Source organism: Hymenobacter daeguensis (assembly GCF_054780555.1).
This window is the reverse complement of the sequence record NZ_BAAGWC010000009.1, coordinates 172,482-189,940: the sequence shown is the minus strand read 5'-3', so window position 1 is coordinate 189,940 and position 17,459 is coordinate 172,482. Positions and strand designations below refer to the sequence as shown.

Annotated in this window: 17 protein-coding genes, 1 tRNA gene and 1 rRNA gene; 2 read left to right on the top strand and 17 right to left on the bottom strand. The window is 59.4% G+C overall.

Annotated features, from left to right (window positions below):
* The 12 genes from ACYVHT_RS12470 to ACYVHT_RS12415 all read right to left on the bottom strand — a co-directional run.
* Positions 1–73: ribosomal RNA gene (locus tag ACYVHT_RS12470) — 16S ribosomal RNA — on the bottom strand; the annotation flags it as partial.
* 662 nt (positions 74–735) lie between these two features.
* Positions 736–1,992, bottom strand: a complete 1,257-nt coding sequence (locus tag ACYVHT_RS12465; RefSeq protein ID WP_460551989.1) for a serine hydrolase — start codon at positions 1,990–1,992, stop codon at positions 736–738.
* A gap of 194 nt (positions 1,993–2,186) precedes the next feature.
* Positions 2,187–3,455, bottom strand: a complete 1,269-nt coding sequence (locus ACYVHT_RS12460; protein ID WP_460551986.1) for a hypothetical protein — start codon at positions 3,453–3,455, stop codon at positions 2,187–2,189.
* Between the two features lie 275 nt (positions 3,456–3,730).
* Entirely contained in the window at positions 3,731–5,077 is a 1,347-nt protein-coding gene (locus ACYVHT_RS12455; protein WP_460551983.1) for an APC family permease, read from the bottom strand.
* Positions 5,078–5,353: 276 nt separating this feature from the next.
* Positions 5,354–5,881 (bottom strand): DUF2480 family protein, encoded by a 528-nt coding sequence (locus ACYVHT_RS12450; RefSeq protein WP_460551980.1) that lies wholly within the window; start codon positions 5,879–5,881, stop codon positions 5,354–5,356.
* Positions 5,882–5,965: 84 nt separating this feature from the next.
* The gene (tsaB, locus tag ACYVHT_RS12445) at positions 5,966–6,664 is read right to left on the bottom strand and encodes a tRNA threonylcarbamoyladenosine biosynthesis protein TsaB (RefSeq protein ID WP_460551977.1); all 699 of its coding nucleotides are present in this window, start codon (positions 6,662–6,664) and stop codon (positions 5,966–5,968) included.
* 54 nt (positions 6,665–6,718) lie between these two features.
* Positions 6,719–7,027: a hypothetical protein gene (locus tag ACYVHT_RS12440; RefSeq protein ID WP_460551975.1), complete on the bottom strand. Its 309-nt coding sequence runs from the start codon at positions 7,025–7,027 to the stop codon at positions 6,719–6,721.
* Between the two features lie 52 nt (positions 7,028–7,079).
* Positions 7,080–7,610 (bottom strand): hypothetical protein, encoded by a 531-nt coding sequence (locus ACYVHT_RS12435; protein WP_460551972.1) that lies wholly within the window; start codon positions 7,608–7,610, stop codon positions 7,080–7,082.
* Between the two features lie 25 nt (positions 7,611–7,635).
* Entirely contained in the window at positions 7,636–9,330 is a 1,695-nt protein-coding gene (locus ACYVHT_RS12430) for a S41 family peptidase (protein WP_460551970.1), read from the bottom strand.
* 30 nt (positions 9,331–9,360) lie between these two features.
* Positions 9,361–9,813, bottom strand: a complete 453-nt coding sequence (locus ACYVHT_RS12425) for a ribonuclease P protein component (RefSeq protein WP_460551968.1) — start codon at positions 9,811–9,813, stop codon at positions 9,361–9,363.
* Positions 9,814–9,969: 156 nt separating this feature from the next.
* On the bottom strand, positions 9,970–10,128 hold the full coding sequence (gene rpmH / locus ACYVHT_RS12420) for a 50S ribosomal protein L34 (protein ID WP_046246180.1): 159 nt from the start codon (positions 10,126–10,128) through the stop codon (positions 9,970–9,972).
* A gap of 146 nt (positions 10,129–10,274) precedes the next feature.
* On the bottom strand, positions 10,275–10,907 hold the full coding sequence (locus tag ACYVHT_RS12415; protein WP_460551964.1) for an REP-associated tyrosine transposase: 633 nt from the start codon (positions 10,905–10,907) through the stop codon (positions 10,275–10,277).
* 72 nt (positions 10,908–10,979) lie between these two features.
* On the opposite strand from ACYVHT_RS12415, the gene ACYVHT_RS12410 reads away from it, so the two are divergent.
* Positions 10,980–12,722 (top strand): M61 family metallopeptidase, encoded by a 1,743-nt coding sequence (locus ACYVHT_RS12410; RefSeq protein ID WP_460551961.1) that lies wholly within the window; start codon positions 10,980–10,982, stop codon positions 12,720–12,722.
* A gap of 152 nt (positions 12,723–12,874) precedes the next feature.
* Here the strand turns inward: ACYVHT_RS12410 and ACYVHT_RS12405 are convergent, their stop codons facing one another.
* The 3 genes from ACYVHT_RS12405 to ACYVHT_RS12395 all read right to left on the bottom strand — a co-directional run bounded on the left by ACYVHT_RS12405 (position 12,875) and on the right by ACYVHT_RS12395 (position 14,320).
* On the bottom strand, positions 12,875–13,123 hold the full coding sequence (locus ACYVHT_RS12405) for a hypothetical protein (protein ID WP_460551959.1): 249 nt from the start codon (positions 13,121–13,123) through the stop codon (positions 12,875–12,877).
* Between the two features lie 69 nt (positions 13,124–13,192).
* Positions 13,193–14,134 carry a carbohydrate kinase family protein gene (locus ACYVHT_RS12400; RefSeq protein ID WP_460551956.1) on the bottom strand — a complete coding sequence of 314 codons (942 nt, stop codon included), beginning with the start codon at positions 14,132–14,134 and terminating at the stop codon, positions 13,193–13,195.
* Between the two features lie 110 nt (positions 14,135–14,244).
* Positions 14,245–14,320 (bottom strand) — tRNA-His (locus ACYVHT_RS12395).
* A 156-nt stretch (positions 14,321–14,476) separates the two neighbouring features.
* Between ACYVHT_RS12395 and ACYVHT_RS12390 the strand changes: the two genes are divergently transcribed.
* On the top strand, positions 14,477–15,886 hold the full coding sequence (locus ACYVHT_RS12390; RefSeq protein WP_460551953.1) for a DEAD/DEAH box helicase: 1,410 nt from the start codon (positions 14,477–14,479) through the stop codon (positions 15,884–15,886).
* An 86-nt stretch (positions 15,887–15,972) separates the two neighbouring features.
* Here the strand turns inward: ACYVHT_RS12390 and ACYVHT_RS12385 are convergent, their stop codons facing one another.
* Together ACYVHT_RS12385 and upp are read right to left on the bottom strand one after the other, a co-directional pair.
* On the bottom strand, positions 15,973–16,356 hold the full coding sequence (locus ACYVHT_RS12385) for a hypothetical protein (RefSeq protein WP_460551950.1): 384 nt from the start codon (positions 16,354–16,356) through the stop codon (positions 15,973–15,975).
* A 234-nt stretch (positions 16,357–16,590) separates the two neighbouring features.
* A complete protein-coding gene (upp, locus tag ACYVHT_RS12380; RefSeq protein ID WP_460551999.1) occupies positions 16,591–17,238 on the bottom strand; it encodes a uracil phosphoribosyltransferase in 648 nt (215 codons plus the stop codon).
* Positions 17,239–17,459: the final 221 nt, after the last annotated feature.

The following is a 17,459-nucleotide window of genomic DNA, read 5'->3' as shown; positions in this document are numbered from 1 at the left end:
ACCACCGTTCGACTTGCATGTATTAGGCCTGCCGCTAGCGTTCATCCTGAGCCAAGATCAAACTCTCCATTGTAAAAATTTCTACACCACGGCGAACCGTGGCTGATGTCGAGTGCGAATCCGACTCGTATTGACGAGTTCTATGTATTCGTGTTACGCTTGTAATTGCTGCTCCTTGCATCGCTGCAAGAAGCCCTTACTATTTGTCTTTTCCAAACATTCAAAGAACGTGTACCGCTTCCAATTGAAGTGATAGTGTGGCTGTTAGCAGCCGGTGTTTCTTGCTTTTAATTCCCTTTCTGGCGATTGGGAGTGCAAAGGTAAGAAGAACTCTTGAACTGACAAGCAAAAGGTGAAAAATTTTATTTTCCGTCGTTTCGCTTTTCAATCCGTTTCCGCCTCCTGTCGAAGCGGGGTGCAAAGGTAAGAAGCTTTTCCTGGCTTTCGCAAACACTTTCAAAATTTAATTTTTAAAGGTTTGTCCAGCGGACACGGGTGGCAATACAAGTATTGATGCCGTGAAGTTCCTGACCTGTCAATTTCCTCTGTGACGCGGTTGCGGCAGCAGAGCCCGATGCCCGGTTGGCGATTGGGAGTGCAAAAGTAGAAAGAAATAGTGGGGACGCAAGGGGTATTGGGCAACTTTTGTTGAAAACGGACGTAGCCAAGGTGCTTTTGTGGTGGCTGACTTATTAAAATCAATAACTTACCAATCGCATGAATCTTTAAAAAAATTTAGCGGATTGGTTCGGGAGCGAAGAACTCGGTGAGGTTGGGGCGGTACTGGCGGGAGCGTGTGGCCTCGTATTGCTGGATTTTGCGGCCTAATTGGGCCAGGAATGGGAGTCCGATGCTGTCGTATTCGTAGGCGCCATCATTGATGATGCCATCTTGGTTGACGTAGAGGACGGCGCTGAGAAGGAATTCGGACTGGTGGAGGGAGTCGGCGAAGTAGGCGACATCGGCGAGGTAGCCGTGCGACATACCGACGATGTTGTAGATGCGCAAGGCGGATTGACGGTGAGTTTCGGGGCTGCGGCCGTAGTAGAGGTACTTCTTGTAGGCGTCGAAGTAGCGGGCGGGGGCGTAGGGATGAAAGCCGGACTCGTGCGGGGTGGCGTGGAGGTAGCGGCGGAGAAAGGTGTAATCGGCGGGGGTGAGGCGGAGGCGTTGGGCGGCGGGGACGGATTCGGGGAAGAGGATGCTTTGGAGAAGGGCGGTGATGTCGGGCAGCGGGAGGTGGTTGGCGGTGGTGAAATCGTAGGGTTCGGAGATGACGCGGGAGCCGGCCTGGTGGGCGCGGCCTTTGAGGACGCGGCCGAGGGGGCTGGCGTAGGGCGTGGGATTGAATTGGGCGGGCTGCTTATAGAGGGTGTCGCCGCTGGGAGTGTGGAAGCTGATGGGGTTGGTGTGGCGGTTGGCGGCGGTGTCGCAGGGGGCGAAGCGGCGGGTGATGCGGGCATTGGGGTAGCTGAGTTCCTGGAGGCGCTGGTTGAGGGGGCGCTGGCCGAGGAATTCGTAGAGGCGGTTGTAGGCGACGTTGTCGCTTACCAGAAGCATGCGCTTGATGTAGTTACCGACGGTGGCGGCACGGTCGCTGTCGGCGGGGGCGGCGAAGGGGACGGGGGTTTGGCAGCGCCAGGCAGTGCCAGTGGCCATGATGGTGCGGCGGGTTACTCCCGGTTTATTGAGGTCGTTGAGCTTTTCGAGAGAGAGAGCTACTACTGGGAGTTTGACCAGGCTGGCGGGATTGAAGTATTGCCGGGGGTTGAGGTGGTAGGTGTGGGGGATGAAGGTGGGGCGGTTGCGGGCGTCGCGGTTGATTTGGGTGTAGATGATTTGGAGCTCGTATTGGGGGTTGGTGGCGACTCTCTTTAATAGGGGGTTGGCTTGAAGGAGGGAGTCTAGCAGTGGGGAGTCTCCTGGCGATGACCTCACCCCCTGACCCCCTCTCCAAAAAAGAGGGGGCACCGGTTCGTAAAGTCTAGCCATATCCACTAGTTGCGATACCTGAGTCGCTGCAGCGGCCAGAGTTGCCAGGGTGGTTATCGTCAATAGAAAAGCTACTCCTATTATTATATAGTATAGGGTGGGACGGGATTGACGGTGCGTCTTCATAGAATATCAATAATAAAAAGGGCCGTGATGTTGCCACCACGGCCCTGGGGGCTGGAATAATACGCGGGTTAGTCGGCCAGGGGGACCAGGCGTTTGGCCAGCATGAGGTTGGAGTCGGTCTGGCGCCAGTTGTAGCCGGTGCCGAAGGGCAGCGGCTTGGGCTTGCGGATGGTGTCGTGATAGGCGGCGGTGAGCTCGGGCTGGTACTGCTTGGCGAAGAGGTTGATGGGGCGGCGGTAGGTGCCGTAGTAGTCGAACTGCCAGGCGCCGGGCTGGAAGTACTTCATGGCAATGCCGGAATCGTCTTGCAGGATGTAGCGGCTGCGGCGGAGGATGGTGCGGCGCACTTTGTTGAAGTAGGACTTGTGCATGAGGTAGGTGGCCGACTTCACGTAGGTGGTGAGGGGGCCGAGGTGGCGCACAAACTCTAGCGGGGCACTTTTGGTGGTGAGCTTCCAGTCGCTGAGGTCGGCGGAAAAGTAGTAGACGGTTTTGGGCTGGCCGTCGGGGCCGCGGAGCTTCATTTCGACGCCGGTGATGGATTTGGGGTCGGGGGTTTGGGCGGTGTCTTTGGGGGCGTCGAGGAGCTGGCCGGTGGCATCGAGCTGCACGGGGCGGATGGCGGTGATTTGGTTGCCGGTACGGGCGGCGAAGAGCATCATCAGCGGCAGGGCGCCGTCGAGCTCGACGGATTTCAAGTCCACGGCCATGTCGTTGGTGCGGAAAAAGCTGAAATTGAGCACCGACCAAAGCGAGGTTTTGACGGCGGGCAGCAGCTTGGGGTTTTCGAGGGTGGTGCGGGCGGGGATGCTGCCCACGGGTTCGAGACCCATCAGGACGTAGGTCTGGCTGGTGGGGAACATCGTGAAGACGTTCAGGAAATCGGGGCCGCTGAAGGGGTAGAAGATGGTGGGGCTGCTGGCGTGCACCGAATCGAGCTCGGTGTTGGCCCACTGGGTCATGCGGGTGGTGTGGGTGGCGCGGTATTTATCCCAGCTTTTGTCCTGGTCTTTGGCGAAGGCCTGCCAGGCGGGGGTGGCGGCCAGGGCGCTGAGGTCGCTGTGCTGGCTGGGCTGCTGGCCGCCGAGGAACAGGGCCACATCCTGGGCGTAGGCGGTATCGGGGGCGGTGAGGCGGTTGGGGCGGGCCTGGGGGGCTTTGGTATCGGCAGTGGCGGGCGATGCAGACTTGGTGGAATCGAGGGCATCGGCCGTGGTGGCCATGGTTTCCTCTTTGGCGGAAGTGGCGGTTTCGACTTTCTTGTTCGACTCGGAACAGGCGGAAAGCAGGAGCAAGGCGGCGGGCAGGAGCCGAAGCGCGGCGGTGCGGAAGAGCATTAGATAATTAGGAGTGATTCGGCGTGCAAGTTACGGGAAGCTCGTTTGGGCGGGTCACCTCACCCCCCGGCCCCCTCTCCCGCGGAGAGGGGGTGCCTGATGGAGAACGGATGATTGGGATACTTAGAGCAGTTCTCCAGCTGCCGCAGAGCAGCGCGAACTTTGTAGTTCGCGTCCCCGCACGAACTGCCGGCGCGGAGACGTAAACTACAAAGTTCGCGCTACTGCCCGCCGCCGCTACACTAACCAGATAACCGCGCCAAGCTTGGGCTGCCTCAGGCGCTTGAGCGACCGGAAGCTTCGGCGGCAACGGGCGGGCTGATGCGTGTGGTGAGGAAATAGACCAGCGCGCCCACGCCCAGCGTGGCAAGGCCGTAGAGCGACTCCCAAGGTTTATCGCGCAGGATGAAGGCCAGCGTCCAGCCGCTCAGGGCCAGGAAAAGAAGGGGCGTGAGGGGGTAGCCCCAGGCGCGGTAGGGGCGCGGCAAATCGGGCTGGCGGAAGCGGAGCACGAACAGGCCCAGCACCGTGAGAAAGGTGAACAGGTTCAGGATAAAGCCGGCGTAGACCAGCACGCCCTGAAAACTGGGCTTCAGCACGAAGGCCAGGGTAATGGCCGTTTGCAGCAGCAGGGCCCGCACGGGAATGCCGGCGCGGCTTTTGGGGGCTAGGAAACGGAGGGCGGGGATGTCCTCCCCCATCGTCTGGACGATGCGGGGGCCGGCGAAAATCATCGAACTGATGGTGGAAACGAGCAACCCGGCAATGACGCCGCCCATCAGCCGGCCGCCGAGCGGGCCGAAAAGGGAGGTAGCTGCCACGAAGCCGACTTCAACTTGGCCTTTCAAACCCGTAATGGAGGTGGAGCGCAGGAACACATAGTTCAGTCCTACATATAATAGGAGCACGACGGCAGTGCCGGCTAGCAGGATGCGGGAGAGGTTGCGCTTCGGGTTTTCGATTTCGCCGGTGACGTACACGGCGGCGTTCCAGCCGGAGTAGGCGTAGCTCACATACACGAGGCTGACGGCGAAGGCGGGGCTGAGCAGGGCCTGCCAGCCGGCGGCATCGGGCACGAAGCGGATGGGCTGCCCCTCCCCCACCACCATGCCCGCGCCGATGAACACAACCAGCACCCCCACTTTAAGAGCGGTGATAATAATCTGAAGGCGGCTGCCAACGCGGGTGCTACTGCCGTGCACCAGCGTGAGGGCAAGCACCACGACCACCGACAGCCACTGCGGGTGCAGCCCCGGCCATACGCTCTTGGCATATTGCCCCAGCGCCAGCGCGGCCAGGGCCGTGGGGGCCGCGAAGCCCACCGTGGCCGACACCCAGCCCGAGAGGAACCCCAGCGCAGGATGATAAATCTTGCTCAGGTAGTGGTATTCGCCGCCCGAGCGGGGCATAGCCGCCGCCAGTTCGGCGTAGCTCACGGCCCCGCACAGGGCAATGAGGCCGCCCACCAGCCACAGCATCAGCAGCGCAAAGCCGCTCTCGATGCCCATCACCTGAAACCCGAGGCTGGTGAAAACGCCCGTGCCCACCATGTTGGCAATGACGATGGCCGCGCCCGTGAGAAAGGTGATTTTGTAGGGACTAACCGGAGATGAGGCAGGCATAAAGTAAGGTTGGCGGAAACTCAAAAGTACAGCCCGCCATCCCGTTCAAACGGCTTGCTCGTCTCATCGAACACTCCCCCCGTGCTTTCGAACGCGCCCTCCGCCCCTTCAAACCCCCTTCCCGGCCTTACGAACACGCTCCCCACCCCTTCGAACACGTTCCCCGAGCTTACGAACAGTCTTACCGCCCTTACAAACACCGTTCCCGGCGTTACGAACACCTTTCCCGAGGTCGGGAAGACTGTTCGTAACGCCGGGAACGGTGTTCGAAACGCCTTATTCCGCTACGCTGGCGGCTTTGGGCTTTTTGTAGAGCGGCACGGTACTGCACGGCTCGCCGTACATGACGCTGCTCGTGACGGGCAGCAGCTTCTGCATGATGGCCACGTAGGCGAAGGTGGGCACGGGCTTTTCGCCGCAGCCTTTCACCACCACTTTGGCGTCGCGGTAATCTTCGGCATCCAGCGCGGCGATGGCTTCTTCGAACAGCGACTGCTCCAGGGCGTCGAGGTTGCCGAAGACGTAGCGGTGGGCGTGGTTCTGGAGCTTGGTGGCGAGCAGCATGTAGGCCCAAGTGGGCACAATGGCATCGGCCGAGCAGATGATGGCGACGTTTTTGCCGTCGTACTGCGTCCAGTCGTTGGTTTTGATGAACTCGCGGAAGTCTTTTTCGCGCAGCATCAGGCCGTGGAAGAGGTTGTCTTTGATGTCGTACACCACCCGCTCGCCGGGGTGCAGCATTTCTTCCAGGTTGAGGGTGACGAGGCCGGAGTTGGCGACGCGGTTGACGAAGAGGGGTTCCATGTGCTGTAGCGCGGACTTTTAGTCCGCGATGGTGAGGATTGATAAATGCGCTGTCGGCACTGATTCGCGGACTAAAAGTCCGCGCTACTTCGCTTTTGGCGTGGTCGTGTACACTTCTTTCAGATAAAACGGCTCGTAGTACGCCACGTCCTGAAATTCCTGCCGGTGAAACGCCGCCACGCCCAGCTGTCCCACTGCAATGGCCGAAGGCTCAATCCCCGCCAGGAAACCAGCATTCATCTGCTCCCCCAGCAGCGCCTGAAACTTCGCCGCGCCGTGGCCAAAGAACAACACGGAATGGTGGGCCAATTGTTCGGCCAGCGTATCCGCATCAAGGATAAGCGGCGTGGGTGCGAGTACCTCCTGCCCCTCATGGGTGTACAGCGCAGCGTACACTTCCTGCCGCCGGGCATCCAGCATGGGGCAGAACAAATAATTTTCCGGCCGGGCGGTGCCGGCGGCCACCTGCGCGGCCAGCGCCCGCAGCGTGCTCACGGCCACCAGCGGAATATCGAGCGCGAAGCACAGGCCCTTGGCGGCGGCGGCCCCGATGCGCAGGCCGGTATAGGAACCGGGCCCGTCGCTCACGGCCACGGCGGCGAGGTCGGCCAGCTGGTGACCGGTGTTTTCGAGCAGCTGCTCGATGAGCACGGTGAGGTGGGTGGAGTGCGACTTATCGAGCCGCAACTCGGACTGGCCGACCAGGGAGCCGTCGGCCACGCGGTGCAGAGCAACGGAGCAGACGGGGGACGAGGTTTCGAGGGAGAGGAGAAGCGTTTGCATGGGGCAGGCAAATTTACGGCCTGCGCATTTGGCCGTGACTACCTCACCCGGCTTCTACTTATTGCCGCTAAGCAAATCAAGAATCCGGTCTAGCTTATTATCTATTGCGCCTACTTTAGCCCCTAATGCGGCAACCTGAGAATCTAAAGCGTCAATTTTAGTATCTGTAACCTCTACTTTGGCATTAGTTGCTGCAATTGCGTCTTTGACGTCTATTAACTCTTTCAATACAAATTCAATATTGTCACTTTGAACCGTGACCATATTCACTAGCTGCCTGAGCTGCGCCGTGTGCCGGTCCGCCACGGCCAGCGTCTGAGAAACAAGGGGTTCGAGTTGGTCGAGGCGTTGGTCAGCAGTCATGGGAGGAGTTAATGGAAATGCTTTGGAGCAACTTTATAAAGACTACTTTTTTTTATCGGACCTCTGCCTCATAAACTGTAGCCTCATAGCTAACATCAACATCACCCTGTTTAAAAATGTATATTTTCTTTAACATGGAAATTTGTTGCGTGCTTTTATTAAGTACCCAATCTAAAACAAAGTATTTACTATTTGAATCAATATGTTTTTTGGCAGAACGGAGGCTAATTAATTTATCGTCATCCCTTAGCACTTCGACACTATCAATTAAAAGCGGCTGTGTAAATATTAACTTGTCATCAGGACTGGCACTAGGATAAAGTTTGGAAACACTAATTATATTCGATTCCAACTTTATATAACGGAGTTTATTTTCCGTTGACTCAATAGTCATTTTATTATCCTCTGGATTATACTGCCCATGCTTCTGACTAGAACTTGTGACTTGGAATTTAGGCAAACTAAAGTCTTCCCCAACAGACAAATGTATTTCCTTTTCTTCTAATTGTTGTTCATCAGCATGTTGAGAGCATGAACTTAGAATAAGCATTAAGAGAGAAACTCTTATGGGAACTGGGCTCATGATTTCTACTTAACGCAGCTCAAAATTACTTCGTCCCGGCCGACTTGCGGGCGCTGGCGGCCTGGCCCGTGGGCTTAAGCAGGGCGGCGTAGCGGTTTGGGTCGTTCAGGACGGCCACGGCGGCGATGATGTTGGGGTCGTCGTCGAAGCCGGCTTCGGTGCGGCCCTTCTCGAAGTAGTAGCGCGACACGATTTCCTGCTCCAGCAGCTCTTTAATTTCGGGCTTGAAGCGCTGCAGGTCGTTGGCTTTGTTCACGGTCACTTTCTTGCGGATGGCTTCGAGCTCCAGCTTCACGTCGTCGTAGTGCTTTTCATCTTTCACCTTCTTGCTGAGGTCGGTGAGAGCCTTTTCGGCGTCGGTGCTGTAGCTGATGTTCTTGCCCTGCAGGTAGGCCACGAACTTCTGGTAGTCGGCATCCGAGAGCTTGAACTGGCGGGCGGGCACGATGGTGGGGTGCTCGGCGCGGTAGCGGGTAGCGTAGTCGAAGAGGTAGCTTTTCTGGAGCAGAATGCGGGTGATGTCGGCAATTTCGCGGTCCTGCACCTCAATGTCGGGGGCCACGCCGCCGCCGTCGTACACGGTGCGGCCGGCGGTGGTTTTGAAGGCCGTGCGCAGCGAATCAGGGAATTTGCCCAGCGTGCCGTCCTCGGCGCGGTGGGCGTAGTCGATTTCCTGAATGCAGCGGCCGCTCGGGATGTAGTATTTGGCGGTCGTCACCTTCAGCTGCGAGTTGTAGCTGAGGGGGCGGGTGGCCTGCACGAGGCCCTTGCCGAAGGTGCGCTCGCCCACGAGCACGGCGCGGTCGTAGTCCTGCAGCACGCCCGACACGATTTCCGATGCCGACGCCGAGCGGTTGCTCGTGATGATGGCAATCGGAATCTGGGTATCGAGCGGCACGTCGAGGGCTTTGTAGGTCTTGTTCCACTCCGTCACCTTACCCTTGGTGCTCACCACATCGAGGCCCTTGTCGATGAAGAGGTTGGAGATGTTCACTGCTTCGTTCAGCAGGCCACCGGGGTTGTCGCGGATGTCGAACACGATTTTCTTCGCGCCCTGCTCCTTGAGCTTGGTCACGGCGGCGCGCACTTCCTTGCCCGCATCCACCGTGAAGCCACCGAGCTGGAAGTAGCCCACATCGCCGGAAATCATGCCAGTGTAGGGCACATTGTCGACCTGAATTTTATCGCGGGTGATGTCGATTTCGATGGGCTTGTCCTGGCCGTAGCGCGTCACCATGAGCTTCACCATGGAATTGGCCTGCCCCTTGAGCAGCTTGCTGATGTCGGCGTTCGACTTTTTATCGACCACTACGCCGTTGATGTCGAGGATTTCATCGCCGGGGAGCAGGCCGGCTTTCTGGGCCGGGTAGCCTTCGTAGGCGCTTTGCACCACAGTTTTGCCGTTGCGCTTCACCACCGAAGCCCCGATGCCGCCATACTGCCCGGTGGTCATGGTGCGGAAGTCCTCGATGTCGTCCTCCGGAATGTAGTTGGTGTAGGGGTCGAGCGAGCGCAGCATGGCGTCGATGCCGGTTTTCACCAGCTTGGCAGGCGTTATCTCGTCGACGTAATACGTGTTGACTTCCTTAAAGAGCGTGGCGAAAATGTCCAGATTCTTGGCAATTTCGAAGTACCGCTCGTTGTCGGAAGCGGCGCGGAACGATGCCAGGCCCAGCGTGCTCAGGGCCAGCGCGGCGAGTAGCTTTTTGCGGATAGTCATACGGAATACGGGTAGCGAGTCGACACGAATCTACGGGGCCGGCGGCGAAGCAGGAGCTGCTTCAATAGTCGTGCCCAGCAAACGATGGAAAGCGGAAATTAATTTTCTTTCCACCAAAGCCAGGGGACTTTTTTCCTTCCCCGTGAAGATAATACCCAGCAGAGCGATTTCGTGCCCGTTGGGTTGCTCCGTGAGCCGATATTTATTGAGCCGATACGCCTCCCGGATGAGCCGCTTGAGCCGGTTGCGGTCGACGGCCCGCTTAAACGTGCGCTTGCTCACGCTGATGAGCACCTGCGGCGGAGCCGAAGTGGGCGCGGCCGCCTTGGTGTAAACGAGGCGCAGCGGATAAGCGCCCAAGGAGGCGTTCTGCTTACCGAACAGCTCCTCAATGAGCTTCTTGCGGCACAGGTGCTCCTCCTTCGGAAAGGTATGTCTTCTTTTAGCTGTTAGCTCTTGGCTATTAGCCGTTAGCTCGTTCATGTTACTCACCGTTTAGCCGCTGCTTTGACAGCAAACACCCCTCTAAAATGGCCAAAAATAGCGAAGCCGCATTGCAGCGACAGAAATAATCCTGTCTCAGCAATGCGGCAATCGGCTAGCTAACAGCCCGAAGCTGTGCGCTAACGGCTAAAAAGACTAGCGCTTGTGCTTGCCTTCGTCGGATACGGTCAGGCGCTTGCGGCCTTTGGCGCGACGACGGGCCAGCACGTTGCGGCCGTTAGCGGTTTCCATGCGCAGACGGAAGCCATGCTTGTTCACACGCTTGCGCTTCGAGGGCTGATAGGTACGTTTCATATCAAAGAATCTTAAAAAGACGAGTTTCGAGTTGGGCCGGCAAAGGTACGGGCTTTGTCTGGAAATAGCAAAGACTTGTAGTACATGCTTTAGCTTGTGCATTGTTGAAGGATTATCCTTTACCGATGCACAAGCTAAAGCATGTGCTACAGGAGTGCCGTAAACGGCCATTCTTCCCAGTTTTCGACCAATCCGGCCTTCACCGGATTCATCACTACATAGGAATTAATTCGCGCCAACTCCCGCGTCCCGCGCACCAAATGGTCGTAGCTTTCGTGCTGCCAGAAGGGGCCGCGGCGGCCGAGCAGCTTGTTCGCGGCATAAGCCGTGCGGCCCTTCAGGCGCTGCATGAGCTTGCCGAAAGCAACGTCCGGCCCTTCCGGCAATTGCAGCACGACGTGCACATGGTTGGGCATAATGCAATAGCTCAGCACGTTGATTTGTAATTCAGGCAGCAAGTCTAATTCCCGCTTTACCAGCGCGGCTACGGCTGGTTGCCGCAGCCAGTCAGGGCCGGAGGCACTGCCGTCGAGCTGCGCATCGAACTGCCCGAAATAGGCTTTGCGGGCCCGATGCGCGGCCGCCGGTTGTTCGTCGGCTGGAATGGCCTGCGAAATCGTATCCAGCGCAGCTTCCAGCTCGGCTTGCAGCTGCTGAACGGCTGCGGCCGGCAGCGACCCGGCCAGGCGAAACGTAATAAACAGCGTCGCGCCGGGCGGCACGATGTGCGGCATGTTGCGCCGGTAGTACGTTTGCGGATGCATTACCTCGTAGCGCATGCTTTAGCTTGCGCCTTTACTGAACTGATTTCTTGACCTTTCGGGCGCAAACTAAAGCATGCGCTACATGATATGATTCACTACCGCGTTTCCTACGAGAATCCCCTCACGTTTTACCTGCAAATCGAGCTTACGCTGGACGTAGCCGCCGATGCCACGTCGCCATTGGAGCTGCAGCTGCCCGCCTGGCGCCCCGGGCGCTACGAGCTACAAAACTTCGCCCAAAAGCTGCAGAAAGTGGTAGTTGAGGATGCTGCCACCAGCCAGCCCCTCCCCTACCGCAAGCTCACCAAAGACCGGTGGGAAGTGCCCAACGCCGCCGGTCGCACCGTGCGGGTGCGCTACAACTTCTATGCCCACCAGATGGACGCCGGCGGCTCCTGGCTCGATGAGACGCAGCTGTACCTGAACCCCGTGCAGGCGCTGATGTACGCCGAGGGCCGGCAGCAGGAAGCCTGCGAATTGACGCTGGCGCTGCCCGAAGGCTGGCAGGTAGCCTGCGGCCTGCCCCAAACCGCGCCGAACGTGCTGGCCGCGCAGAACTTCGACCAGCTGGCCGACTCCCCGCTGATTGCCAGCCCCACGCTTACGCACCGGCAGTACGAGGCGGGCGGGCTGCCCTTCCACGTGTGGGTGCAGGGCGAGGCGCTGGTGAATTGGGAGAAGCTGCTAGCCGATTTCAAGGCGTTTTCGGAGGAGCAGCTAACGCTGTTCGGCGGCTTTCCGGTGGCCGACTACCACTTCCTGAACCAGTTTCTGCCCTATAAGCACTACCACGGCGTGGAGCACAACAACTCCACGGTGATTGTGCTGGGCCCGGCCGAGCTGATAATGAGCGAGGGCCTGTACAAGGAGCTGCTGGGCGTGAGTTGCCACGAGCTGTTTCATACCTGGAACATCAAGAGCATCCGGCCCGCCGAGATGCAGCCCTACGACTACAGCCGCGAGAACTACTTCCGCACTTGCTTCATCGCCGAGGGCATCACGACCTACTACGGCGAGTACCTGCTGGCCCGTAGCCACGTGCGCACCCCGGCCCAGTATTTTGAGGAGCTGAACACCGTGTTGCGCAAGCACTACGACGACGCCGGCGGCGACAACCTCTCGCTGGCCGACGCCAGCATGGACCTCTGGCTCGACGGCTACAAGCCCGGCGTGCCCGACCGCAAGGTATCGGTGTACCACAAAGGCGCGCTGGTGGCCCTGCTACTCGACCTCACCATCCGGCAGCTTTCGGGCCACGCCCGCAGCCTCGACGATGTAATGCGGCGGCTGTACGAGGAGTTCGGCAAAACCGGCATTGGCTACACCGAGGCCGACTACGTGCGCCTCGTGAACGAAGTGGCCGGGCGCGACATGCACGCTTATTTCGACAAATTCATCTACGGCACCGCGCCGCTGCTCGAGCCGCTCGACCGGGTGCTGCACACGGTGGGCTGCCAGCTGCTGGTGGCCGAAAACGCCTCCGCCTCGGAAGGCCACTTCGGCTTCCGCACGGTGGTGAAGAACGAGCGCACCGAGGTGACGACCATCTGGCCCAACTCGCCCGCCGCCGCCGCCCTCACCGTCGACGATGAAATCGTGGCCGTGAACGGCCGCCGCGTCGACATGAACCTGCAGAGCCTGCTCAGCAGCGGCGAAGTAGCCTACGAGGTGAGCGTGTTCCGCCAGAACCGGCTGCTGACCGTGACGCTGACGGCCACGCCGGGCGTGCGTTTCGGCCAGCACTACGCCATCGACAAGCTGGAAACGGCCGATGCGGCGCAGCAGCGCGGGTATCAGCAGTGGCTGAGCTGGGAGTTTGGAACGAGGTAGAGACGCGACACTTCACGTCTCGGCAGCCGCGCCGTTAGGCGTCGTTGGCCGGTGACCGTTCAACGCCGAGACGCGAAGTGTCGCGTCTCTACAGCCAAAAGGCCCCGCCGGATGCATCCGGTGGGGCCTTTTCTGCTGCTGCGGGCGGTGGCTTAGTGCTTCGCGTCGCCGCCTTTGCCTACTTTGCCGGTGTTCACCGACATGGGCTTATTGCCCTGTGGATTGTTGCGGATATTATCAACGCCGTGGCCGGCGCTGTTGCCGTCGGTGGTGTTGCCGTGCGCGGAAACGTCCATCGTGTTCGGGCTTTGCACCTGGGTGCTTTTGCGTTTCGAGTTAGCGACCGGGTTCACGGACGTTTTCTCGTTCTGAAGGTCGGTATCTTTCTTGGCGAGTCCCATGGCGGTTTGGTGTTGAGTGGAAGATGAGTAGGTGTACCCCTCCGCCGCCAAAAGGTTGTCTTCGGAAACCTACGCCGGCACGTTGGCAATGGCCGAGGCCGGCACCACTTTCACCAGCTCGGCGAACTGCGCCTCGCGGGCTTCCACTTCCTCGGGCGTGAGGTTGAGCAGGCGCTCGGTGCCGAATTTCTCCACGCAGAACGAGGCCATGGCCGAACCGTGAATCACGGCGCGCTTCATGTTCTCGAAGCTGATGTCGTCGGTAGCCGCCAGGTGGCCGATGAAGCCGCCCGCGAACGTGTCGCCGGCCCCGGTGGGGTCGAATACTTCTTCCAAGGGCAGCGCGGGGGCGTAGAACACCTTGTTCTTGTGGAACAGCAGGGCGCCGTGCTCACCTTTCTTGATGATGAGGAATTTCGGGCCCATGGCCATGATTTTCTTGGCGGCCTTCACCAGCGAATACTCGCCGGAAAGCTGGCGGGCTTCTTCGTCGTTGATGCTCAGCACGTCCACCATCTCGATGGTCTGCAGCAGCTCGTCGAGGGCGATGTCCATCCAGAAGTTCATCGTGTCCATCACAATCAGCTTGGGGCGGTTCACGAGGCGCTGGATGACGAGGCGCTGCACCTGCGGGGCCAGGTTGCCCAGCATTAGGTACTTGCAGTCCTGATAAGCGTCGGGGATGATGGGGTCGAAATCGGCCAGCACGTTGAGCTCGGTCACGAGCGTTTCGCGCGAGTTCAGGTCCTTGGAGTACTTGCCCGACCAGAAGAACGACTTCTCGCCCTGCTTGATTTGCAGGCCTTCGGTATCGACGCCGTGCTTTTCGAGCAGCTGAATGTCCGACTGCGGAAAATCTTCGCCCACTACGGCCACCAGCTTCACGGGCTTCAGCGAATACGACGCCGACAGGCTGATGAAGGTGGCGGCACCGCCGATGATTTTATCGGTTTTGCCGAAAGGGGTTTCGATGGCGTCGAACGCGACGCTGCCGATGACGAGCAGGCTCATGCAGGTAAATTGTGGTGAATAAAACGGTCGAAATTAAAGCCGTGTTAAAACGGATTCCGTGCAAGCAACAAAAAAGTCCCCGGAAAATTCTCCGGGGACTTCTTTTTGGTGGGTAAATAATGGGGCTCGAACCCACGACCTTCGGAATCACAATCCGACGCTCTAACCAGCTGAGCTATATCTACCAGGTTTGTTTTGGTGCTGCAAAGATAGAAAAAGAAGTGGAATGAGGCAAAAAAAGTTCTTCCTGTAGCACATGCTTTAGCTTGTGCCCGGTGGAAAAGCCAGTCGCGGCACAAGCTAAAGCATGTGCTACAAGCACAAAAGCCCGACCTTTGCCGGATGGAACCCAATACCACCCCATCGTTCAACGATTTCAAACTCAACAAACAACTCCTTACGGCCGTGGCCGAAGCGGGCTTCACCGAGCCCACGCCCGTGCAGGTACAGACGATTCCGCTGCTGCTGGCCGGCCACGACGTGCTGGGCATTGCCCAAACCGGCACCGGCAAAACGGCCGCCTTCGGCCTGCCGCTTTTGATGAAAGTGAAATACGCCCAGGGCACCAACCCGCGGGCGCTGGTGCTGGCTCCGACGCGCGAGCTGGCCATGCAGATTGAGAAGCACCTGAAGGCGCTGGCCGTTAACACCGACCTGCGCATTTTCGCCATTTACGGCGGCCTGGGCCCAAAAACCCAGATTGAAACCATTGCCGAAGGGCTGGATATTCTGGTAGCTACGCCGGGCCGGCTCCTCGAAATTTACCTGAAAGGTGCCGTGCGGCTCACAGACCTGAAAACGCTGGTGATGGACGAGGCCGACAAAATGATGGACATGGGCTTCATGCCCCAGATTCGGCGCATTCTGGAGATTATTCCGCGCAAGCGGCAAAATGCGCTGTTCTCGGCCACCATGCCCGACCGGGTGACAACCCTGAGTGAGGAATTCCTGGAATTCCCGGTGCGGGTGGAGGTGAGCCCGCCGGCCAAAACGGCCTCCACGGTGAGCCAGGTGCTGTACGAAGCGCCCAACCTGCTCACCAAAATCAACCTGTTGCACTACCTGCTCTACCGCGACGCCGAGATAATGACGCGGGTGCTGCTTTTCTGCCGCACCAAGCAGCACGCCGACCAGGTGGCGCACTTTCTGGAGCGCAAGGCCCCGGCCGGCGAGGTACGCGTGATACATGGCAACAAGGGCCAGAACGCGCGCATGAACAGCATGGACTCTTTTAAAGCCGGCGAGGTGCGCTACATGGTGGCTACCGACGTAGCCGCCCGCGGCATCGACGTGCCGCAGGTGACGCACGTTATCAATTTCGACGTGCCGATTGTGCACGACGACTACGTGCACCGCATCGGGCGCACGGGCCGGGCCCAGCACATCGGGGCCGCCATCACCTTCGCCAACGAGGCCGAGATGGTGCACGTCGGCGAAATCGAGCAGCTTATCAACCAGAAGATTGAGCTGCTGCCGCTGCCCGAAGAAGTGGTGGTGGAAGAAACGCCCTTCGAGGAGCAGCAGAAGATGGGCCGCGAGCTCGACGACCGCCGCAAAAAGCTGGACCCCACCTTCAAAGGCGCTTTCCACGAGAAAAAGGAGTGGATTAAGCCCGGCGTGACGATTGACAAGCGCACCGGCAAGCCCTTTGTGGAAGGCCAGAAAAAGAGCACCAAGGGCGCCAAGGCCTTCGTGGGCAAGAAGGGCGGCTCGAACCCCGGCGTGAAGGCGCTGAAGCGGCGCGGGCGGTAAACTTTTTAGTGGTTAATGATTAACGGTGAGTGATTAATGTCGTTCAATCAGAACAGCATCAATCACTCACCGTTAATCATTAACCACTATTTACCGTGGTGCAGCAAATGCCCGAAGTGGATGCTGGCAAACGTGAGGGCTGAGCCCCAGAACACTGCGCTCAGAAACATGTGCAGCAGAATGCGCTGCCGCGGCACCCCCAGCAGCGTGGCAATGACGGTGCCGCCGATGGGCGACAGCAGAATGGGCGTGAGAAAGGCAATGCCTCCCATCCCAAACTTGCGGAACACCTTGATGATGTTGCGCGAGCGTTTGGTAAAAATGGGCTCGCGGCGCAGGCGGCGCTGCTTCTGCCGGTGCTGCATCCAGGCGCGGCCCACGCCCGAAAAGATAAACACGCTGGTCATCATGCCGGCCACGGTGAGGGCCAGCGTGGGCCAGAAGTGCAGCCCCATGGAGGTACCGGCCAATGGGCCACCCAAAAACTTGACCGTGCTCAACAGGAACACGGACGCGCATTTAACGGCGGGATGAAGCACGACGAGACGGAAAGGCAGGCGGGTGGAAGAGGGCAGCAACGCGGGGTGGGCGCGAGGTAAAGATACCACGTTTACCGCAGCGCGGTTCCGTGGCGGCGGGCGGCGCGGGCTTTTAGTGCGCGGGTGAGAACGGCAGCCAGCGGCCACCCGGACTAAAATTCCGCGCTACAGCTTATTACCGAACGACAGGTCGCCGGCGTCGCCGAGGCCGGGCACGATGTAGGCGTGCTCGTTCAGCTTTTCATCGATGGCGGCCACCCAAAGGTTGGCTTCGGGGATTTCGCGGGCCACGTGGGCCACGCCCTCGGGCGAGGCGATAACGGCCGCGATGTGCACCTGGCGCGGCGTGCCGAAGCGCAACATGGCGCGGTAGGTCTGCACCAGGCTTTTGCCGGTGGCCAGCATGGGGTCGGCCAGGATGAGCACCCGCTCGTCGAGGCTGGGGGCTGACAGGTAATCGACCTGCACCTGCACCTGGGCCGTGCCTTCGATGCGGTAGGCGGCCACGAAGGCGCTGGGCGACTGGTCGAAATAATTCAGAAAACCTTGATGAAACGGTAACCCGGCGCGCAGCACGGTAGCCAGAATGGGGAAGTCGTGCAGGAGCTTGCCGGTGGTTTCGGCCAGCGGCGTCTGAATGGTTTGGTCGGTGTAGCTGAGGTAGGCGCTGATGCGGTAGGCAATGATTTCGCCCAGGCGCTGGAGGTTGCGGCGGAAGCGCAGGCTGTCTTTCTGGACTTCCTTGTCGCGCAGCTCGGCCAGGAAATGGTTGGCGATGCTGGGCTCGGCGCACACCACGTGGATGTTGGCCATGGCTTCGACGGTATCGGGGGCGGCAGCGGCAGTAGAAGGAAGAAGAGTAGAAGCCATGAGCGAGGGGATTTTAGAAGGTGAAACCGGCAGCAGAACCCGACCGACAACCCGAAGTTGGCACATAAACCGGGGGCGGGCAAGAAAGCCCGACGGATTTTGCCCGGCCGGCAGCGGCGGCCGGGCCAGCACGCGGGGCATTGCGAAGGAGCCCGCCAGCCGCC

Bases quoted from the DNA above. Each gene is read 5' to 3' on its own strand.
- ACYVHT_RS12465 (WP_460551989.1), bottom strand. From the start codon at position 1,992: ATGGCTAGACTTTACGAACCGGTGCCCCCTCTTTTTTGGAGAGGGGGT.
- ACYVHT_RS12460 (WP_460551986.1), bottom strand. From the start codon at position 3,455: ATGCTCTTCCGCACCGCCGCGCTTCGGCTCCTGCCCGCCGCCTTGCTC.
- ACYVHT_RS12455 (WP_460551983.1), bottom strand. From the start codon at position 5,077: ATGCCTGCCTCATCTCCGGTTAGTCCCTACAAAATCACCTTTCTCACG.
- ACYVHT_RS12450 (WP_460551980.1), bottom strand. From the start codon at position 5,881: ATGGAACCCCTCTTCGTCAACCGCGTCGCCAACTCCGGCCTCGTCACC.
- tsaB (WP_460551977.1), bottom strand. From the start codon at position 6,664: ATGCAAACGCTTCTCCTCTCCCTCGAAACCTCGTCCCCCGTCTGCTCC.
- ACYVHT_RS12440 (WP_460551975.1), bottom strand. From the start codon at position 7,027: ATGACTGCTGACCAACGCCTCGACCAACTCGAACCCCTTGTTTCTCAG.
- ACYVHT_RS12435 (WP_460551972.1), bottom strand. From the start codon at position 7,610: ATGAGCCCAGTTCCCATAAGAGTTTCTCTCTTAATGCTTATTCTAAGT.
- ACYVHT_RS12430 (WP_460551970.1), bottom strand. From the start codon at position 9,330: ATGACTATCCGCAAAAAGCTACTCGCCGCGCTGGCCCTGAGCACGCTG.
- ACYVHT_RS12425 (WP_460551968.1), bottom strand. From the start codon at position 9,813: ATGAACGAGCTAACGGCTAATAGCCAAGAGCTAACAGCTAAAAGAAGA.
- rpmH (WP_046246180.1), bottom strand. From the start codon at position 10,128: ATGAAACGTACCTATCAGCCCTCGAAGCGCAAGCGTGTGAACAAGCAT.
- ACYVHT_RS12415 (WP_460551964.1), bottom strand. From the start codon at position 10,907: ATGCGCTACGAGGTAATGCATCCGCAAACGTACTACCGGCGCAACATG.
- ACYVHT_RS12410 (WP_460551961.1), top strand. From the start codon at position 10,980: ATGATTCACTACCGCGTTTCCTACGAGAATCCCCTCACGTTTTACCTG.
- ACYVHT_RS12405 (WP_460551959.1), bottom strand. From the start codon at position 13,123: ATGGGACTCGCCAAGAAAGATACCGACCTTCAGAACGAGAAAACGTCC.
- ACYVHT_RS12400 (WP_460551956.1), bottom strand. From the start codon at position 14,134: ATGAGCCTGCTCGTCATCGGCAGCGTCGCGTTCGACGCCATCGAAACC.
- ACYVHT_RS12390 (WP_460551953.1), top strand. From the start codon at position 14,477: ATGGAACCCAATACCACCCCATCGTTCAACGATTTCAAACTCAACAAA.
- upp (WP_460551999.1), bottom strand. From the start codon at position 17,238: ATGGCCAACATCCACGTGGTGTGCGCCGAGCCCAGCATCGCCAACCAT.